This is a genomic window from Brucella ciceri, from assembly GCF_041930145.1.
Lineage (GTDB): Bacteria > Pseudomonadota > Alphaproteobacteria > Rhizobiales > Rhizobiaceae > Brucella > Brucella intermedia.
Genome location: NZ_JBHEEV010000005.1, coordinates 215,999 through 236,184, shown reverse-complemented (window position 1 = coordinate 236,184; position 20,186 = coordinate 215,999). Strand labels below are relative to the sequence as shown.

Sequence of the window (20,186 nt, the reverse complement as noted above, 5' to 3'; positions counted from 1 at the left end):
CCGTGGAAAATCCAGCTGAAAATAATGAAGGCGGCGATGCTATCGTCGCCTTCCGCCCAATCGTCGCCTTCCGCGATGTGAGCAAGGTCTATCCGAACGGCACGCAGGCGCTTCGCGACGTGTCGTTTTCGATCCGCGCAGGCTCCATCCACGCCATTTGCGGCGAGAACGGTGCCGGCAAATCCACGCTCATGAAAATCCTGTTCGGCATCGAAAATGCCACGGCGGGCGAAATCGTCGTCGATGGACAGCATATTGCATCCTGGTCGCCGGAAGATGCCGCGGCCAAGGGCATCGGCATGGTTCACCAGCATTTCTCGCTCGTGCCGACCCTGACGGTCACTGAAAATATCATTCTTGGCCATGAGCCGGTGAAGGCCGGGCTGATCGACCGCGCGGGTGCGCGCAAAATGGTCGAAGCGCTGATGCAGCAATACGACCTGCACGCCGACCCGGATGCGATCACCGGCGCGCTTTCCGTCGCCGCCCAGCAGAAGGTCGAAATCCTCAAGGCGCTGGCCCGCCGCACAAGGCTCCTGATCCTCGACGAGCCGACCGCCGTTCTCTCTCCGCCGGAGATCGAGGAACTGATGCGCAAGCTGAAATCGCTGCGCGACGAAGGCATTACCATCCTCTTCATTTCCCACAAGCTGAACGAAGTGCGCGAACTGGCCGAAAACGTGACGGTGCTGCGCGCCGGTGCCGTCGCCGGGACCGAAAAGCTCGCCGACGTGCCGGACGATGCCATCATGCAGATGGTGATGGGCCACGCGGTCGACATACCGCAACGCGCCCACAAGCATGGCGCGATGAAAACCGTTCTCGACATGAAGGACGTCACGACCAGGGCAGCCGATCCGGCTGACCGCATCAAGGATGTGAGCCTGACCATCGGCGCGGGCGAGATCGTCGGCGTTGCCGGTGTCGATGGGAGCGGCCAGCGTGGCCTCGTTTCCGTGCTGTCCGGCCTTGCTGAAGCGGCAAGCGGCGCGATCAGCCTCAACGGCAAGGACATGCTGCGCGCCGACACGGCAAGCTGGCGGAGGCAGGGCCTTGCCTATCTGCCAGCCGACCGCTTTTCGCAGGGCGGCGCGCCCGGCCTGTCTCTCGCCGAAAACGCGATAGCCGGAGCCGGATCGATTACCGCCGACAGGCAGATTTTCCGGGGACCGTTCCTGCGCTGGAACGCCATCAAGGCCCGCGTCAGCGGCATGATAAGGCAATATTCGGTGCGGGCGGGCGCGATTACCGAACGGCTCGATTCCCTTTCCGGCGGCAATGCGCAGAAGCTGATCGCCGCGCGCGAGCTTGCCACCAATCCGAAATTCCTGATCGCCGACCAGCCGACGCGCGGCATCGATGTCTCGGCGGCAGCCTTCCTGCATCGCCGCATCGACGAAGTGGCGCAGGGCGGCTGCGCCGTGCTGCTCGTCAGCGCCGATCTCGATGAATTGCTGCGCTTGAGCGACCGCATCGTCGTGCTCTTCAACGGACGCATCGTTGCCGTTCTGCAAAACGGACCAGACATCACACCGGCTGCTCTTGGTCCTTATATCCTGGGGACACGAGCATGATCCCAAAAAGTGTAAAACGGTTTTTGGATAAGATCATGCTCAAACAGAAAGCTGCCGCCTGATGCGCAGATTCATATCCTATCTCATTCCATTCTTCCTGACCGTGCTGGTGATCGGCGTCATCATGGCGGTGCTGCTGGTGCCGCTGGCGCTGATGCAGGACAATCCGGCGGCGATCCTCAAAACCTTCTTCCTCGGACCGTTCGGCAGCATTCGCCATATGGGCAATGTGGTGGAGGCGGCAACGCCGATCATGCTGACCGGCCTTGCGATCACCATCCTGTTCCGCTCCGGCCTGTTCAATCTCGGCGCGGAAAGCGGCTTCTTCCTCGGTGCGCTTGGTGCTGTGGCGGGTGCTGTCCTGCTTCCTTCGCTCGGCTGGTTCTCGCTGCCGGTGGCCATCCTCTGCGGCGCGGTCGCAGGCAGTTTCGCCTGCACCATCCCGGCGGCGCTGCGGCTGCGGTTCGGCGCCTCGGAAATGGTGACGTCGCTCGTCCTCAACTATGCCTTCCTGTTTCTCGGCCTCTTCGTCCTCAACTATGTCATCCGCGATCCGGCAGCGGGCGGGATGATGTCGCTCAAGATACCCCCGGACGCCAAGCTCGACCGCCTGCTTGCCGGGACGCGCCTCAACAGCGGCTCGATCATCGCGGTTCTTGCCTGCATCGCTGGCGGCATCTGGCTTTACTGGACGCGCTCTGGCCTCAATATCCGTATTGCGGGCTCAAGCCCCGGCTTTGCAAATCACCTCGGCCTGCCGCTGAAACGCATCGTCATGCGGGCGCAGATCGTCGGCGGACTGGTGGCCGGCATGGCCGGAGCGCTGGAAGTGCTGGGCCTTCATGCCCGCTTCGCCTGGCTGGACCTGCCCGGCTATGGCTGGACCGGCCTCGTCGTCGCCATCCTGGCGCGCGAAAACCCGTTCCTGCTCATTCCGTCGGCACTTTTCCTCGGCTTCGTGCAGGTGGGCGGCGATCTTCTGGCCCGCAACATGAACATCCCGACCGAAGTGGTGGGGCTGGTGACCGCGGCGATCATGGTGGGCGCGACGGCAAGCGTCATTCACAATCATCCGACCGTCTTGCGGCTGATCCGCAATCTTCGCAATCGCGATGCAGACCAGGCCGCAGTGCAGCCGGGAGTACAGGCATGAGCACCGTTCTTGCACAGATTTTCGACCCGCATTTCATCGGCACGATCCTGCGTGTGGCGACACCATTGCTGCTGGCCGCTCTGGGCGTGATGATTTCCGACCGGGCGGGCGTGCTCAATATCGGCATGGAAGGCATGATGCTGGTCGCGGCCCTCATCGCCGTTCTGGCCAGCGCCGCAACGGGAAGCCCGGCCATCGGCCTGCTGGCGGCGCTTGTCGTGGGCGCGCTTCTGGGCTGGCTCATGTCGCTTTCGGTCAACCGGCTCGGCACCGATCTCATCATGACCGGTATCGCGCTCAACATCGCGGCTGCGGCGGCAACGACGCTCGGGCTTTATCTCGCGACAGGCGACAAGGGCATGTCCGGCGCGCTGAAAAGCGGGGCCCTGCCAAGCCTTCCCGTGCCCTTCATCGGCAATATCCATGTGCTCACCTTCGCGGCCCTTCTGGCCGTCCCGGCGGTCAGTCTCCTCATGATGCGCACGCGCTTCGGCCTGCATCTGCGCGCCACCGGCGTCGATCCGAAATCGGCGCGCGCCGCAGGCATCCAGACCGGCCGCGTGCAGATGATGGCGCTCGTCCTGTCCGGCCTCTTCGGCGGTGCCGCCGGTGCCTATCTGTCGCTTGGTTATGTCACCTGGTTTGCCCAGAACATGACCGCCGGTCGCGGCTTCATCGCCATTGCGGCGGAAGTCATGGGACAGGGGACCGCATGGGGAACGCTCGTGGCGAGCCTGGTCCTGGCGGCGGCGGAAGGTTTTGCCATCACGCTGCAAAGTCTTGGCCTGCCTTTCGAACTGATGCAGATGATCCCTTATCTCGTCCCGGTCGTCGTGCTGACGGTCCATGCGGCGCGGCGCCAGCGCCGCGCCCGCCTGCTGAAGAAATCCTGATAATGAACATCGAAACGAGAATGACATGAAAGCTTGGGAACTGACCCGAGACCTGCTGCGCGACACGAAACCGGTGGTACGCACGGCGGAGGAACAGACCTGGGATGCGAGCGCCGTCATGAAGGCGCAGGACGATCTCATGGCCATGTTCTGGAAAAGCAATGTGCCGGGATCGGCTGCGCCTGAATGCCTGATGGCGGGTGCGCTGCAATCGCTGGAAAACAAGGGCTTTGTCCTTGCGCGTTATGAAGAACTGCTTCGCGACGGGCTCGCCGCACTTGAACGCGGCGACTTCGAGACGCTCTATCGCATCGACATGCGCCTGCGCGTCCTGATGCGCGCCGCACGTCCCGATCCAAACCATCCGTCGCAAAAAACCGTGCGCTATGGCACGTGGGACGAGTTCGACGCCGCCGTTCAATGGCCCGACGATGTGCTCTATGCCATCCAGTCCGATGATTTCCGCGACCGCACCGCCGCCGCCTGGATGGCGCAGCTTGTCGGTGCGGCGGCTGGCACGGCGCTCGAAGGCTATACGGCGGAAAACATCGCCGAGGTCTTCGGTCCGATCCGCGATTATGTGCGTGAGCCCAACACCTATAATGACGACATCACCTTCGAGATCGCCTTTCTGGAAGCCTTCGGCGACAAGGGTTCTGCCGTGACCAGCGCCGACATTGCCGAGCGCTGGACTTCGCTGATCCCGCTTGGCTGGTCGGCGGAGGCGATCGCGCTTTCCAACATGCGGCGCGGCCTCACCGCGCCTGAAACCGGGACGTCCGACAATCCGTTCGATGAGTGGATCGGCGCACAGATGCGCGGCACGATCTGCGGCATGGTCGTACCGGGCCGCGCCCGCGAAGCTGCCCGCCTCGCATGGATGGATGCGGAAATCTCCCATGCCGGAAACGGAATATTGGGCGAAGTTTTCAACGCCGTCATGGCGGCGCGCGCCTTTGCTGTTTCCGACACGCGCGAACTGCTCGTTTCGACGGCAGCACTTTTCCCGGTCGAGACCGAATATGGTGCGGTTCTGGCCTTCGCGCTCGATGCCTGCCGCTCCGCCGGCAACTGGCAGGATGCATGGGCGAAATGCGATGCGGAATATGCCGAATATAACTGGATTCACGTCTATCCGAATGCAGCCGCACAGGTCATCGCGCTCTGGTTCGGCGAAGGCGACTTCGACCTTACGCTCGAAATCGTCTGCGGCATCGGCCATGACGTCGACTGCAATGCGGCGCAGATTCTCAGCATGATCGCCATCCAGCACGGCTCCGGCATCATCGCCGAACGGTGGTCGAAGCCGCTTCTGGCCGACGACATCGTCACCTATATGCGCCGCCCGGCGAAAATCTCCTTCGACGCACTTGTCGACCAGACGGTCGATGCGGCGCGCAACGCAGTTTAAATCTTTTTACGCTTTTCCGGACGCAAAACCGCTTCACATTTTTGCTGGAAAAGCTTTAACGCAGAAAGACCCATCATGGCCCGTAAAATCATTATCGATACCGATCCCGGTCAGGACGATGCAGTCGCCATTCTTCTGGCTCTGGCAAGCCCGGAACTCGACATTCTCGGCATTACCGCAGTGGCTGGCAACGGCCCGCTAGCGCGCACCGAAGTCAACGCCCGCACCATCTGCGAAGTGGCGAAGAAGCCGGACACAAAAGTGTTCGCAGGCTCCATCCGTCCTCTGGTGCGCCCGCTCGTGACGGCTGAAAACGTGCATGGCAAGACCGGTCTCGACGGTTATGACCTGCCCGCCCCGACCATGCCGCTGCAGGCACAGCATGGCGTCGACTTCATTATCGAAACGCTGATGAAGGAAGAGCCCGGCACCGTCACGCTTTGCCCGCTCGGACCGCTCACCAACATCGCGTCCGCACTCATCCGCGAGCCGAAGATTGCCGGGCGCGTCAAGGAAATCGTGCTGATGGGCGGCGGTTATTTCGAAGGCGGCAACATCACGCCGTCGGCGGAATTCAACATCTATGTCGACCCGCATGCCGCATCGGTAGTGTTCAAATCCGGCATAAAAATCACCATGATGCCGCTCGACGTCACCCATAAGGTGCTGACCACCGAGAAGCGCATCGCCGCCATTCGCGGCATCGGCACCCATGTCGGCGAGGTGGTCGCCGCATGGCTTGAATTCTTCGAACGCTATGACGAAGCCAAGTACGGCACCGATGGCGGGCCGCTGCATGACCCCAATGTCATCGCCTATCTCATCAAGCCGGAACTTTATTCCGGACGTGAGTGCAATGTGGAAATCGAGATCAATTCGGAACTGACCATCGGTGAGACGGTCGTGGACTGGTGGGAAGTAACCGACCGTCCGAAGAACGCGCTCTTCATCAAGGATGTGGATGCAGACGGCTTCTTCAAACTGCTGACCGAGCGTCTCGCAACGCTTTGATTTTTTCAGGACACGATCCCGAAAACCGGAAGTCCACCTTTCGGGATCGTGTCTCAAATCACAATTTTGCCACAAATAAGCCGCGAGTGCCTTAATTTCGTTGTTTCTTCGCCATGTTTTAAGTGGTGTTTTCGAGCATTTTTTCGCTCAAATCGCGTGAAAGCGGCGCAAATCGCCGCCAATCTTCGCTTCGTCACAATTTGCGAAAGCCGGTTCAGGTCTGGCTTTGCAGAAGCGCTGCCACTTCCGCAGCGGTCGGCGCGGCGCTTCCCGCACCCGGTCTCGTGACCGCAACCGCACCCGCCGCCGAACCATATCGCACGCAATCGTGCAGGGAACGGTCCTGCGAATAGGCGACCGCGAAACCGCCATTGAAACTGTCGCCAGCGGCGACCGTATCCACCACATCGACCTTGAACGGCGCGAAATGTTTCACCTCGTCCGCTGTCACCAGCAGCGCGCCACGGCTTCCAAGCTTGACGATGACCATCTTCGGCCCGCGCTCCAGAAGATTTCGGGCTGCGGCTTCCGCCGAAGCCAGATCGGTCGGCTCGATGCCGGTGATTTCGGCGGCTTCCGTCTCGTTGGGCGAGATGATGTCGCTGAGCGCAATCAGATCGGCCATGCGGCCTGCATCGCCGACCGGGGCCGGATCTAGCAGAACGCTGCCGCCTGCCGCACGCGCGGCCTTCGCCACGGCCAGATTGGCTTCATGCGGAACCTCGCGCTGCAGCAGCGTGATCTTCGCCCTGGCAATATCGGCTGCATAGGCATCGATGTCTGCAGCCGACCAGCGCGCATTGGCTCCGGCACAGACCGCGATCGTGTTCTGTCCGGCTTCCTCGACCTGAATGATCGCCATGCCCGTATCGACACCGTCGATCACGCGCACGCTTTCGGTATTGAGGCCGAATTCCTGCATCTGCTTCACGGCCAGTTCGCCAAAGGCATCATTGCCGACAGCGCCGACGAAGCGAATGTCACCGCCAAGCTTTGCGACCGCAACCGCCTGGTTGGCGCCCTTGCCGCCGAGGCCGATGCCATAGCCCGATGCATTCACGGTCTGTCCCGGACGCGGCAGCGCGGCCATCCGCGCGCTGACATCCACATTCACACTGCCGAAAATAAAAATCTTCAACGGTTTTCTCCATAGCTTTGTCGCGGCACCTTAACCGGGCCGAAACAAAACTTCCACGCCGGGCTTGTCGCCATGCACAGAGAGAAAAGGGGCTCGCGCACCCAAGCCCTGTTCGTCAATGCGGCTCCGCCCCTGATTGCAGTTCCCGCTTCAGCAGTTTTTCGAGCCAGTCGGCAAAGACCTGAAGCCGACGGGAAAGATGCTGGCGGTGTGAATATAGAAACGTCATTCGCATCGGCGCGGCGCGCATATCGGCCATTACCTCGATCAGTTCGCCGGCTTCCAGATGGCGTCTGACGTCGTAGGCCGGAATCTGGATGAGGCCGAGACCGGCAAGACAACAGGCGATATAGGCTTCGGCGCTGTTGACGGTGACGCGGCCGCGCACCGGAATCGATCGCGTTGCGCCAGCTTCGCTCCACTCCCACGGCTCGACGCGCCCGCTCGACGGCGAGGCATAGTTGATGGCCCAATGGGCGGAAAGGTCATGAGGCGTTTCGGGAATACCGTACCGCTCAAGATAGGCGGGGCTCGCAACGTTGATCAGCGGAAGCTCGCCGAGCGATCGGGCGATCAGCCCGGAATCCGTCAATGGTCCCACGCGCAGAACGCAATCGACACTCTCTTCGACAAGATTGACGGCGCGATCAGTCACTCCCAGATGTATATCGATTTCCGGATAGGCATCCAGAAACTCGGGCAGGGCTGGCGCGATGATCAGACGTCCGATGCGGCCGGGAACGTCGATCCGCAACGTGCCGGATGGCGTCGCGGTATTCCGAAACAGATTTTCCGCTTCCTCCATATCCGCAATCAGACTCAGGCATCGTTCATAGAAGGCGGCGCCATCCTGCGTCGTCGACACGCTTCTGGTGGTCCGGTGGAGGAGCCTCGCCCCGAGGCGCCCCTCCAGCTCGAGAACCGCCGCCGAAACAGAGGAACGCGGCACGCCGAGCGTATCGGCGGCGCGCGTAAAACTCGAACATTCGACGACACGGGCGAAGATACGAAAGAGGTCGATGCGATCCAAGATAATCTGCCTCCATTGTCCGTCAAACCTGACAGGTGTTGTCAGAATGACGGTCTTTATAGCGCTATCCTAGACGATACTCTTCGGATTTGAAAGCGGCTGCATGGCGCAGCCGCATCGGAAAAGAAGGTTGAAGCCATGACGGACCACAGCATCAAGGGCAAAACGGTTATCATCGCCGGTGGCGCCAAGAACCTCGGCGGATTGATCGCGCGCGATCTTGCGGAACACGGGGCAAAGGCGATCGCAATTCATTATAACAGCGCAGCGTCCAAAGCGGACGCGGACGCCACTGTCGCCGCCGTGAAGGCCGCAGGCGCGCAAGCGGTTTCCTTCCAGGCCGATCTCACCACCGCCGGTGCGATGGAGAAACTGTTCGCCGATACGGTTGCCGCCATCGGACGTCCCGACATTGCCATCAACACGGTGGGCAAGGTTTTGAAGAAGCCGATCGTCGAAGTTTCGGAAGCCGAATATGACGAGATGACCGCCGTCAATTCCAAGTCGGCCTTCTTCTTCCTGAAAGAAGCAGGGAAGCATGTCAACGACAATGGCAGGATCTGCACACTGGTAACCTCGCTGCTGGGCGCCTACACGCCGTTCTATGCAGCCTATGCAGGCACCAAGGCCCCGGTAGAGCATTTCACGCGCGCGGCTTCCAAGGAATTCGGCGAACGCGGCATTTCAGTAACCGCCATTGGTCCCGGCCCGATGGACACGCCATTCTTCTATCCGGCGGAAGGCGAGGACGCGGTGGCCTACCACCGGACTGCGGCGGCACTCTCCGGCTTCTCCAAGACCGGCCTCACCGATATCGAGGACATCGTTCCCTATATCCGCTTCATGGTTTCGGAGGGCTGGTGGATGACCGGGCAGACCATCCTCGTCAATGGCGGCTATACGACCAAGTAGAGCATTTCCAGCAAAAGTGTGGAGCGGTTTTGCGCGGGATAATGCGTGAGAACGATAAGACAGAGCATTTCCAGCAAAAGTGCGGAGCGGTTTTGCGCAGGATAATGCGTGAAACAATGAGATGGAGCATTTCCAGCGATTCAATCCCAACTGGAAATGCTCCAGGGTCAATGGCGGCCTGCCGATGCAGGGACAGGCCGCCATACGGCTCGCTGAAAATCGAGGAAGGCCTATTCGGCCTTCAGGAATTCGCCCACTTCCAGCAGGACGAACTCATTGTCATCCACCTTGTCGAGCGCGCGGCCTGCCGAGAACGGCAGATTGTTGTCATTGCCGACGACGATATGCGTTTCGTCCACGCGGTCCACATTCTCGATGGTCAGGAACGGCATGTCGTAAATGCCCTCGCGTCCACCCTGACGGCGCTTGTTTTCCGGGTCGGCAATGGCGAGCAGGTCGATATAGCCGATCTTGCGCACGTCCTTGCCGACATTGCTGTCGTCGAAAGCGATCTTGTAGATGCGCTTCACCTTCGACGGCACATCGAAACAATCTGCCTGCGGCTTCTTCGGATCGGCGCAGGCCTTGTCCGCCGTGCCGACGCCATTATCGCGCTCGATGACCAGCGCCGTGGTTTCATCCAGCATGTTGAAATCGCCGATGGCTTCGCCGCCTTCGGCCAGCGGATAGAGCCAGGACCGGCCCGTCCACTTCTTGTCGGCGACGCTGAACTCGATGACGCGCAGGCCCGTCTTGCCGCTCTCGGTCTTTTCCGGCGCACCGTCGACGAAAAGCGGGCCTTCCAGAAGCCCATAAAGCTTCGTACCGTCCTTCGACATGGCAAGACCTTCGAAGCCGCCGGAACGCTTCAGATTATAGGCCGGGAGCTTGAGGCTCGGATTGGCGGGCAGAGCGAGCTTCGGATTGTCAGGCGAGACAATTTCCTTCTCGCCGACGAAAGTCGGGAACACATCGGTGAGTTTGCCGTCCGTGTCGAATTTCAACAGGAACGGACCGAATTCCTCGCCGACCCAGAAACCGTCCGCCACCGGCTGGATGGATTCCACGTCGAAATCCGCGCCCGTCAGATAGCGCTTTTCCGCGCCTTCCATGACGATGGGAAACGGAGCCTTCCTGTCTGGATCGCTCAGGAACACGGTCTTTACGCGCTCCACCGTTCCCTTGTCCCAGTCGAACTTGACATTGTGCAGCATCAGCATGGCATCCGGCGAATTGAGTTTTGAGCCGAAACCATTGTCGGACAGCGACCAGAAGCTGCCGTCTTCCATGGTCTTGATGCCGGAAAAGCCCTGCACCGGCTGGCCGTCGAACGGCACCGAAAGGCCGGTCTTGCGCACGCCGTCCTTGCCTTCAACCGTGCCGATGCCCTCGGCGCGCTTGCGGTCGGCGGTGGTGAACTTGCCGGATGTCTTCAGGTGTTCTGCCGCATCCTCCGGCGCAGCGATGATGGTGTTCGCCGGCAGGATGGCATGGGCCTTGAGCGTTGCGGGAAAAGCCTTTTCTTCAGCGGAGGCCGGAAACGCCAATGCGACGGCACCGGCAAGCATGGTAGAGGCGACAAGACGCGATATCATGATAAGTCCCCGTTGGATTGGAAATACAGGGATGGAATTAGGCTGGCTTTGTATCGCTGGCTTGACGCTTCCATGAAGCTTTGACGAAGGTCCCCGGCTTTCACCGGGGGCCACCGTCTCATCAGGTCATTTTACCAGGGCGCTGAGATGCTAACGCATCACGCCCTGAAAATGCCCAGTCGCCGCACGGGCTTAACCAAAACTCGATGAGTTTGACTCATCGAGTTTTGGTATTACACCGCGATCTTGCCGCCGCCCTGTTTGGTGATGGCCACCACGGCAGGCCGCACCGGCATATCGTCCTTGAAGTCCGGCCAGCGGGTGGACAGATCCTCATAATAGGACGGACGGCCATGACCGTCCCAGTCCTCGCCGCCATCGCCCGGATGCTGCACGGCGACAAAGGCCGTTTCATCGTCCGGTGCGAACAGCGGACCGCACATTTCCGCGCCCACCGGCACGCGGTAGAACAGTTTCGAGGTTGCGCGCGCATCGCCTTCCGTGTCGACGGCCCAAAGCCCGTCGGTGCGGCCTGTATCCTTGTTGCTGTTGCCATCGGTTGCGACCCACAGCCGACCGGCGCTGTCGACGGCGGCATTGTCCGGCATGCCGAACCAGCCATTGCGCGTCGTATCGGTGGAGAAGCTGGCGCCAACTTCGGCAACGGAAGGATCGCCGCATTTCAGCAGCACTTCCCACTTGCCGGTCGTGGCGGCAAAATCCTGCCCGTCTTCCTCGATCTCGATGATATGGCCGAAGGCGTTCTTGGCGCGCGGATTGGCGGCATCCACCTGATCGTCCTTGCGCTTGGTATTGTTGGTGAGCATGACATAGACGCGGCCATTGACCGGGTTCGGCTGCACGTCTTCCGGGCGGTCCATCTTGGTGGCGCCGAGAAGATCGCCAGCGCGGCGGGTTTCGATCAGCACATCGGCCTGGCTCTTGAAACCGTTCTGTTCGGTGAGCGGACCCTGTCCGAACACCAGCGGCATCCACTCCACCTTGCCGTCCTCATGGAACTTCGCCACGTGCAGCGTGCCTTCATCCAGCAGGTCCATATTGGCGGCGCGGTCATCAGGGTTGAACTTGCCCGCCGTCACGAACTTGTAGACATAATCGAAGCGTTCGTCGTCGCCCAGATAGAAGACCACGCGCCCATCCTTGCTGACGATGGATTCCGCTCCCTCGTGCTTGAAACGGCCAAGCGCGGTGCGCTTCTTCGGCATGGAGTTCGGATCGGACACATCCACCTCGACGATCCAGCCGAAACGGTTCGGCTCGTTCGGTTCCTTGGAAACGTCGAAACGGTCGTAGAAACGGCCCCATTCATACGAGCCTTCGGGAATGCCCATGCGCTTGTAATTGGCCGCTTCCGCGTGGCCTTCCGGCAGTTCACCAATGAAATAACCGTGGATGTTTTCCTCGGCCATGATGTAGGTGCCCCATGGGGTGACGCCGCCCGCACAATTGTTGATCGTGCCGAAGACCTTGGTGCCGGATGGATCGGCATTAGTCTTGACGCGATCATGACCCGCGACCGGCCCGCTCAGCACCATCTCGGTATTGGAGGTGATACGGCGGTTCTTCGCGCCGTCGAGCACCGGCTGCCATTTGCCGTCCTGCTTGCGGATCTCGACAATCGTGCCGCCATGGGCGGCCATTTCGATATCCACCTGCTCCTTGGAAAGCGGAGCCTGCTCCACCTTGCCATCGACGATCTTGACGAGACCGGGGAACATCAGGTGCGGATTGGTATATTCGTGGTTGACGACCAGCAGCCCGTGTTCGGGCGAACCGTCGATGGCGATATAGCCGACATAATCATTATTGTAGCCGAACTGGCGGGCCTGCGCCTCGGCGGACTGTTTCGCCGGGTCGAATTCCGGCGCATCAGCGAAAAGCCTGTCTCCCCAGCGCAGAAGCACATCGGCATCATAGCCTTCCGCGACATGATGATGGGCGTCCACACCGGCCTCGACTTCCTTGAACGAAAAGGCCGAACCGGATGCGGCGCGCGCATCGCCAGCACTCATGAGGGCGAGCGGGCTGACCGTTGCCGCAATGGCCGAGACGGCGAGCGATCCACGCAGAAAGCCACGGCGGGAAAAGCGGCGGCTGATGATTTCGCCCATGGTGGGGTTATCGGACGGATTGCGCGGATCGGCATCGGCTTCTTCCAACTGGCTGGTCTTGAACAGACTTTGCTGGGAAAGATTGTCTGACATTGCTGGCTCCCTATCGAACAGTGAAGCTGCAAATTAGAAGCAGTTCATGACAGACGGACGACATTGTCCCAGTCCTTGGTCCCAGTCCTTGGCCACAGTCCTTGCCTTCCCGTGATGCCGGGCTGCCAAGAAAACCTGTCAGGAATAATTCTGCGGACCAGTAGAATAATTTTGCTGGCGAAAGCGCTTTCCGATAAAACCGTCCCGATTTCGTCCTTTGAGGGGTTGACGATGACCGACATGACGGCCGCACGGCGCAATATTATTATCCTGACGATTGCACAGGCGCTTGGCGCCTCCAGCCCGCCCATCGTGATTTCGCTGGGTGGCCTGGTCGGCCAGAAACTGTCTTCCGATCCCGCCCTCGTCACGCTGCCCGTCAGCCTGTTCAATCTCGGCCTTGCGCTGGGCACGCTGCCAGCGGCCTTCTTCATGCGCCAGTTCGGACGCCGCAATGCCTATATGCTCGGCGCGCTTGTCGGCGCCTCGGCGGGCGTGATCGCAGCCGCAGGCATTTTTGCGGCATCCTTCCTCATCTTCTGTCTCGGCACGCTCACCGCCGGTTTTTATGCCGCCTATGTCCAGAGCTACCGCTTTGCCGCCACCGATGCGGCGACCGGCGACATGAAGGCCCGCGCCATCTCATGGGTGATGGTCGGCGGGCTCGTTGCGGCCATCGTCGGGCCGCAGCTCGTCATCTGGACACGCGATACCATTCCGGATGCGATGTTCGCGGGCAGTTTCCTCAGCCAGGCGGTTCTGGGCCTGCTCGCCCTCCCCGTCCTCTTCATGCTGCGTGCGCCTAAGATCCGCAAAGACCCGAACGTGGTCCATGATACAGGCCGTCCTCTCGGCGAAATTCTCCGCTCGCCGCGCTTCATGCTTTCCGTGGCCGCCGGCGTCTGTTCCTATGCACTGATGACATTCGTGATGACGGCTGCGCCCATCGCCATGGTCGGCCATGGCCATTCCGTCGATCATGCAGCCCTCGGCATCCAGTGGCACGTGCTTGCCATGTTCGCCCCGAGCTTCTTCACCGGAAGGCTCATCACCCGTTTCGGCAAGGAAAAGATAACCGCGCTGGGGCTGGTGTTGATCGCCTTTTCCGCCATCATTGCGCTCGGCGGCTTCGATGTCGGCCATTTCTGGGGAGCGCTGATCTTCCTCGGCATCGGCTGGAATTTCGGTTTCATCGGCGCGACCGCCATGGTGACCGACTGCCACACGCCGGCTGAACGCGGCAAGGCACAGGGCGCCAATGATTTCATCATGTTCGGCACCGTGGCCTGTGCTTCCTTCTTTGCCGGCTCGCTCCTGCATTCCTCCGGCTGGGAAACCATCAACTGGCTCGTTTTCCCGATCGTCGCCCTCGTTCTGGTGCCGCTCATCCTGCGCCTGAAGCCGAAAGAGGCTGTCGCAGAAGCCTGATCGGTCAAAAGCCCCGCTCTTTCATCCAGAGCCTGCCGCCTTCGGACACTGCGTCATAGACAGCGCCACCGAGGGCGGCGCCTATATCCGTATGCAAGCCTGCGTAGGATGCCCCGTCTCCCCGCTCACCAGGCGGCGCGGAAACCGCGATGCAATCCGTGCCGGTCCCTGTCGAGACCCTGCCGCCGACATCGAGCCCAAGTTCCATGATGGCTGCGGTGCGGGCCTCGGCGGCAATCGACATTGCCTCCAAATGGGCCGCGACCGACAAGGGCCTGTCGATATGAACCAGAAGATTGATGGTTCCGGCGGGCATAATCATCTGCGCGCGTTCCCCCACCCTCCCCGCATTGGTCAGGCCGACAGTGGCAAGGCAGGCGGCATGTGCCTCGCCGGAGCGCCGTGTTGCGACATGATGCTTCTCCACGTTGCGCGACGTCATCATCTGCACCGCTTCGCCATAGCCGGCTTCCGCCAGTTTCGCCTCAAGCAAACGCACCGGGTCCACATCCAGTGTCAGATCGTCATTGCGCACTTCCAGCCAGGCGACGGAGCGCGCCCGGACGAAACCCGGACGGGTCAGCGACCAGCTCAGAATGTCTTGCGGTTCGCGAAACTCAGCCGCGAGGACCGGGCGGAAACAATGGATCGTGAAAGGCAGCATGAGCAATCTATCGCAGATCAGCGTGAAGTGCGCGACCAGCGCCTTGTCGCCATTTGCCATCATCCACAGGACCGCCGCAGGGGCAACATAACCGGCGCGGCGATAAAGCACGGCTTCGTGACTTGGCCACCGTTGCGCAAGGCGATATGGATCGCGGAATATTGTTTCGCGCGTCTTGAAACGGACAAGCGGTTTGCTCTGGATTGCGTCATGATCAACGATCTCACCGATGAGATATTCTGGATATTCACCATCGGGTGCTGCATCCTTTTCATCATGCGCCTTCTGTCGCCTCCCCCACGTCACAAGACTGACCAGGCGCAGGACCTCAACACATTGCGCCCTCGCCGCCGTTCGCGTCGTCGTCGCTTTCAGGCACTGGACTGAGTTTTCTTCCCCGCCCATGCTTTCCGGCGCGTTTTATAGCGGTAGCCCGACGGCCCTGATCGACGCCTCCACAAGCGGCGCTGACAATTCTCAAGCAATGTTCAAAGCCAACAGCCCATGAACCTCCAAGGCGGGTTGGAAGCCTTCCCGGCCTCTTTTACGGTTCCTTGATCTTGTTAAACTTCATGAACGATACGAAACCTAAAAGGCAGTTCAGTTTTGTCATGCTGACTGGACTTTTTATGGTTAACGAACCTGTCCATTGAGCGCGGCCATCAGCATTGGCCTTATCGAGAAAGAGCCATTGGCAGCCTTTTCCGTCAAAATGCGCAGATAGCCTCCAGCAGACTGAATTTGCTCAAAGCGCTGCAGGATATAGGCAATCACGATCGACGCATTATAGGGTCCAAGAACCTTCTTTGCGAGATCATAGAGCTTTCCATCGATCCCGAGGAAGGAGCGTACTTTCTCTGCCGTATTGGCGAGATCCTGCCAATGCCGAATGGAACTGACCGCATAGGCCGTGATCTCCGGACAGGAGCGAAGCACCATGTCGAGCGAAACCGTGGGTTCTGTTGGAGCGCTGGTGATTTCATTTACGCGCTGGTCGATAAATTCAGCCGTTGCCTTTTCAAAATGGGAATCTGGATTCGATTCAATTTGCTGCCGCTCATTTTGAGATTCATTGCCGCGCAAATTCTGAACATTTTCATGAATTTTCAATGCGTTATCGATTTCCGTACGAATTGCCTGCAAGGATTCGACCAAAGCTGCCAGCTCTTCCTGCTCCGCACGGCGCGGAATGCTGTCGACGATCAGGCGAAAGCGGTGACGGATGTCCTGCCAGTTACCGGCAAGCTGTTCCTCGGCGGCGAATTCGACAAGCTTGGTGATATCGCGGCGCAGCAAGGTCAGCTGCTCGCGCATTTCACGCAATGCAGTCTTTCCCGCCCTCACCTGTTCCGCAGCTGTTTCCAGTTCACAGGCACGGGCCAGAAGCGGCGCCAGTGAAAAGCCGAAAGCAATCTGCACGTCTCCGCCCTTGGCGCGACGCGCATAACGCTTGCCATTCGGGCTGTCCTGCCGAAGGATGAAACCGGCATCGACCAGCGCAGCCAGATGACGTCGCAAGGTCGCATCCGCCATGCCATGGGCGCGCAATGCCAGTTGCTTGTTGGAGGGAAACACGATCAGGCTGCTCTGCGTATTCAGTTCCGTTTCCGGATAGAATGACAGGAGCGCCGAAAGAACCGCCAGAGAGCGATCATTCAGGCCGAACAGCGTCTTTGCCTCACACAGCCAGCGATGCAGCTGCCACTTGTCGGCAACCGTTCCAGGCGCAATTTGCCGTGTGTTCTGTTGACTTGCCAGCAAGGCAAGCGTCATCCTTCGACTGCCAAACGGCGTCGAGGCCAATTGAATCTCCATTTTCTTTCACCTTCCACAAGGCAAAAGAAATCCACCCGCCGAAATGACGCTAATAGCACTTGACAGTGATTCGTGGATTTGCGATTCTCTAGCTGCTAAACCAATGAGAAGGGCTTCCACACGGCGACGTTTGGGGGCCTTTTTCTTTTGCTGTCTCGTTCCTTTTCCTGAACAGTTTCGACGCAAACACTCTTACAAATTCAACTGAGCATGTCCTAATCCGAACCGGTTCCCGTTCCCGTTCCCGTTTCCGTTTCCGGTTTTCGGGAAGACATGCCTTACACAATCAGACCGCAGCAAAGCCGCTGGTCAGTACGCTACTCACTTCTCCTCGTTGCGGAACGACGCATAAAGCTCATCCAGATTGCGAGAAAGCCATTCGGCAAAACGCGGCCCGTTGGCGGCACTGAGCGCCAATGTGGCCGACTTGCCATTCTGTTTGATAACCGCGCTGACGGACTTGTCAGAAGCCGTCCAGCTGGTTCCGGGCCGCAGAGCCGCCTTGGTGACGGGTTTCTTCTGCTTTCCGCCTTTCAGATAGCCATAGAGCTGCTCGAAACGATCGACAGACGACGCCTTTTCAAAGGCCGAAGTCGCCAGAAGTTCTTCCGCAGCATCCTTCTTGCCCGGTATTTCGATCAGCTTGCGCAATTCCAGCCAGCGATCACGCCCGATACCCTTGGCCGGACCCACGGCCAGGAGAATATGCTCCGGAATGGCCTTCGGAATGGTCAGCATCTTCGACAGGGTCTGGTAATCTACCGTCAACGCCGCCTGTATGGCTTCACGTTCGAAGCCCAGCGCCTCAAGACGCGCCGCAAAGAAGACACGCTCGATGAAGCTCAGATTGGCGCGGGCGGAGTTTTCCTGGCCCTGGCTCAGAATATGTTCCAGATCGGCGAGGGGCTTGATGACCGCCTTGACCTTGATACCAAGTTCCCGGGCAACCCGCGCACGGCGGTGGCCGAAGACGATCATATAGCGGCCGCTGGTCTCTGGATGCGGACGCACGAGGATAGGACTGTCCTGCCCACGCTCGCGAATGGCTTCCAGAAGTTCGCGATATTCCTCGTCATCCGTTTCAGGCAGGCGATCCGCCACGAAAGAGACATCCAGCTGTGCGGGATCAAGCTCGACAATGGTTTCGCCATCGAGCTTCTGGGCCGCCTGCTTTGCCAGTTCGTCAATCGATGCGGAAAGGGATTTGGCGGCACCGAACCGGCGCGATACGTTTTCGACCGGCTGAGAGGCCTGTTCAGCCGCCGGTTGGTCCCGCATAACGCTTTCAAATATGTTCTTTCGTGCCATTCCTGTATCCTCAAACCGGTCAGAGACCTGATTTTATTCAATATTCGCCGCTTTAGACGGCAGTCTAACGCCCCCATGCCTCATGAACGAGGCCGCGAATTTCCGAATTGACCGCTTCCATGGCTTCCATGGCGCGATCATAGGTACCGCGATTCATCGATGAACGCTCAACCTCGTAAAGCGTCTGCTTGGTAAGACCGGCATCGGAGATAGCCGTCGATTTCAACATCTGGTGCTTGAGCATATGCGAAGCGAGCATGCTTTGCATGAAGCCGACCATCTGCGCCTGCGGCACGTCGGTCGGTTCGTAACGGGTGATCAGATAGCGGAACCAGTCGAGCTGCACCGCGCCGCCGGCCTGACGGACCGTCTTGAGAATATCGCCGAGCATCAGCAGGAACTGCGACATGGACATCAGGTCGAGCATTTGCGGATGAACGGTAATCAGCACCGAAGTCGCTGCGGAAAGCGCCGTCAGCGTCAGATAGCCAAGTTGGGGAGGGCAATCGATGACCACGACGTCATAATCGCTGTCGACATCGGCGAGAGCTTGCGCGATGCGGTTCCAGAATGTCTTGCCCTCGCCGCCATTCTGCATGGCGAGCGGCGTGTCATATTCATATTCCTGCAGCTCGAGCATGGCGGGAATGATGTCGAGGCCGGGGAAGTTCGTCCGCCGGATAACCTCACGGATGGGTTTCCTTTCGGAATCGTAACGAATGGCTTCATAAAGCGACGGAAACTCGTCGAGTTCCGGCTGGATGCCGTGCAGGGCGGAAAGCGAAGCCTGCGGATCGAGATCGATGGCCAGCACGCGATGGCCGGTCAGCGCCATATGCTGCGCCAGATGCGCAGCCGTCGTCGTCTTCCCGGAACCGCCCTTGAAGTTGACGACGCCGATGACCTGAAGCTTTTCATTGCCGCGACGATGCGGAACGTAGCGCTTCACTTCGGCGCGGCCGTTCTGGTCGAGCCACTGGCGCAGTTCCTGAATCTGCTCGCCACTATAGGCGCGGCGGCCACCTGTTAGAATGGTCGGCTCGACACCCTTGCCTTCAAGATGTAATTTCTTGAGATTGCTGGGAGAGACACCGAGGAAATAGGCAGCCTCGGCCATCGAAAACTGGCGCAGCATGTTCTTGCGCGCATCCGGCGGAAAGTTTTCGTGACGCAGCAGATTGAGCTTGCGAGAAATCTCGCGCCCTTGCGATAATATCATGTCGTCAAACGACAAGGCTGCTGCCGGATTTGCGATATTCATTTGCTTGGTGTCCCTAGTGACGGCATTGGAACTGATACCGCCTAAATACCGTCATTATGTCCGATTCTTATTCTATCGCAAGGGGCAGCCGAATTAACAAAGAGTTAGCGCCGGTATTAAAATTAAGCGAAATTTTATCGATTCGCTGCCGGTTCTGCTATCCTTTTGTTTTTATGATCTTTTATCGGTTTTAGACGGCGGTCTATAAACCGGAACCCTGAACCAGCCTGGAATTTCAATCGAGAAGAGTCCTGTTTCCACACCGGAGCGACATCGCTTTATAGGGGACAAAGCTTGTTCGGCCGATTCTCTGCTAAGTTCCGGCGCCGTGATCATTGCGAAGCCGAAATGATACAAAGCGGCGCGGGGAACTGCCCATTTCGGCGTGTCAAAAGACGCGTGTTAAGGTCGTCTGAGGCCGAGGGGAGGCCGTGGCGTCTCCACTGGTCGGCACCACCTTCATTCTCCGTCGTAGATACGATCGTTCAAGACGGTCTGCGGTGGTCCGCTTGTTAACTGGGCCGCGAATAGCGGTAACCGATATTGGTCCGGGCTGCTGCGGCCAGCGTCGGGAAACGAAGGACTGAAATCCAATATTGAATAATAACCCCTGTGCAGTTCCTCCGATCAATCCAGACGGTGAGGCTGCGTTGCGCGGAAGGTGAAGGGGGCGTTCAGCATGCACCGGTTTTGAGCCGGGTTCACTTCTATGAAGTTCTGCCGCTGGGGCCACGCGCTGTTCTCCGGAAGAGGGGAGCGAGTGGTTTC

General features: G+C 59.5%; 15 protein-coding genes. 7 read left to right on the top strand and 8 right to left on the bottom strand.

The features are described 5' to 3' along the window. The first annotated feature begins 2 nt into the window (after positions 1–2). The 5 genes from JNC63_RS12035 (at position 3) to JNC63_RS12015 (ending at position 6,042) form a co-directional block, all read left to right on the top strand. Positions 3–1,574, top strand: a complete 1,572-nt coding sequence (locus JNC63_RS12035; RefSeq protein WP_063621222.1) for an ABC transporter ATP-binding protein — start codon at positions 3–5, stop codon at positions 1,572–1,574. Between the two features lie 61 nt (positions 1,575–1,635). Continuing rightward, positions 1,636–2,727: an ABC transporter permease gene (locus JNC63_RS12030; protein WP_006470776.1), complete on the top strand. Its 1,092-nt coding sequence runs from the start codon at positions 1,636–1,638 to the stop codon at positions 2,725–2,727. Next, entirely contained in the window at positions 2,724–3,620 is an 897-nt protein-coding gene (locus JNC63_RS12025; protein ID WP_006470775.1) for an ABC transporter permease, read from the top strand. Before JNC63_RS12030 ends, JNC63_RS12025 begins: the two co-directional genes overlap by 4 nt. 25 nt (positions 3,621–3,645) lie before the next feature. Continuing rightward, a complete protein-coding gene (locus tag JNC63_RS12020; protein ID WP_006469580.1) occupies positions 3,646–5,031 on the top strand; it encodes an ADP-ribosylglycohydrolase family protein in 1,386 nt (461 codons plus the stop codon). 75 nt (positions 5,032–5,106) lie between these two features. Further along, positions 5,107–6,042, top strand: coding sequence for a nucleoside hydrolase (locus JNC63_RS12015; RefSeq protein ID WP_006469581.1), 936 nt, complete (start codon positions 5,107–5,109; stop codon positions 6,040–6,042). 214 nt (positions 6,043–6,256) lie between these two features. On the opposite strand, the gene rbsK is transcribed toward JNC63_RS12015, so the two are convergent. Both rbsK and JNC63_RS12005 read right to left on the bottom strand, forming a co-directional pair. Further along, the gene (rbsK, locus tag JNC63_RS12010; RefSeq protein WP_235691713.1) at positions 6,257–7,132 is read right to left on the bottom strand and encodes a ribokinase; all 876 of its coding nucleotides are present in this window, start codon (positions 7,130–7,132) and stop codon (positions 6,257–6,259) included. A 163-nt stretch (positions 7,133–7,295) separates the two neighbouring features. Then, a complete protein-coding gene (locus JNC63_RS12005) occupies positions 7,296–8,210 on the bottom strand; it encodes a LysR family transcriptional regulator (RefSeq protein ID WP_006469583.1) in 915 nt (304 codons plus the stop codon). Between the two features lie 138 nt (positions 8,211–8,348). On the opposite strand from JNC63_RS12005, the gene JNC63_RS12000 reads away from it, so the two are divergent. After that, entirely contained in the window at positions 8,349–9,122 is a 774-nt protein-coding gene (locus JNC63_RS12000) for an SDR family oxidoreductase (RefSeq protein ID WP_006469584.1), read from the top strand. Positions 9,123–9,352: 230 nt separating this feature from the next. Here JNC63_RS12000 and JNC63_RS11995 read toward each other — a convergent pair whose 3' ends face one another. Further along, a complete protein-coding gene (locus tag JNC63_RS11995) occupies positions 9,353–10,717 on the bottom strand; it encodes an esterase-like activity of phytase family protein (protein WP_006470774.1) in 1,365 nt (454 codons plus the stop codon). Between the two features lie 233 nt (positions 10,718–10,950). Next, positions 10,951–12,942: a PhoX family protein gene (locus JNC63_RS11990; protein ID WP_006469586.1), complete on the bottom strand. Its 1,992-nt coding sequence runs from the start codon at positions 12,940–12,942 to the stop codon at positions 10,951–10,953. Positions 12,943–13,173: 231 nt separating this feature from the next. Between JNC63_RS11990 and JNC63_RS11985 the strand changes: the two genes are divergently transcribed. Next, a complete protein-coding gene (locus JNC63_RS11985) occupies positions 13,174–14,370 on the top strand; it encodes an MFS transporter (RefSeq protein ID WP_036564788.1) in 1,197 nt (398 codons plus the stop codon). A gap of 4 nt (positions 14,371–14,374) precedes the next feature. Here the strand turns inward: JNC63_RS11985 and JNC63_RS11980 are convergent, their stop codons facing one another. The 4 genes from JNC63_RS11980 to repA form a co-directional block, all read right to left on the bottom strand. Continuing rightward, positions 14,375–15,034 carry an adenosylcobinamide amidohydrolase gene (locus JNC63_RS11980; RefSeq protein WP_170873251.1) on the bottom strand — a complete coding sequence of 220 codons (660 nt, stop codon included), beginning with the start codon at positions 15,032–15,034 and terminating at the stop codon, positions 14,375–14,377. Between the two features lie 633 nt (positions 15,035–15,667). Beyond that, complete coding sequence (repC, locus tag JNC63_RS11975; protein ID WP_006469589.1) at positions 15,668–16,849, bottom strand: plasmid replication protein RepC; 1,182 nt, start codon at positions 16,847–16,849, stop codon at positions 15,668–15,670. Between the two features lie 321 nt (positions 16,850–17,170). Then, the gene (gene repB, locus JNC63_RS11970; RefSeq protein ID WP_006469590.1) at positions 17,171–18,157 is read right to left on the bottom strand and encodes a plasmid partitioning protein RepB; all 987 of its coding nucleotides are present in this window, start codon (positions 18,155–18,157) and stop codon (positions 17,171–17,173) included. Positions 18,158–18,221: 64 nt separating this feature from the next. Next, positions 18,222–19,418 carry a plasmid partitioning protein RepA gene (gene repA / locus JNC63_RS11965; RefSeq protein ID WP_006469591.1) on the bottom strand — a complete coding sequence of 399 codons (1,197 nt, stop codon included), beginning with the start codon at positions 19,416–19,418 and terminating at the stop codon, positions 18,222–18,224. Positions 19,419–20,186: the final 768 nt, after the last annotated feature.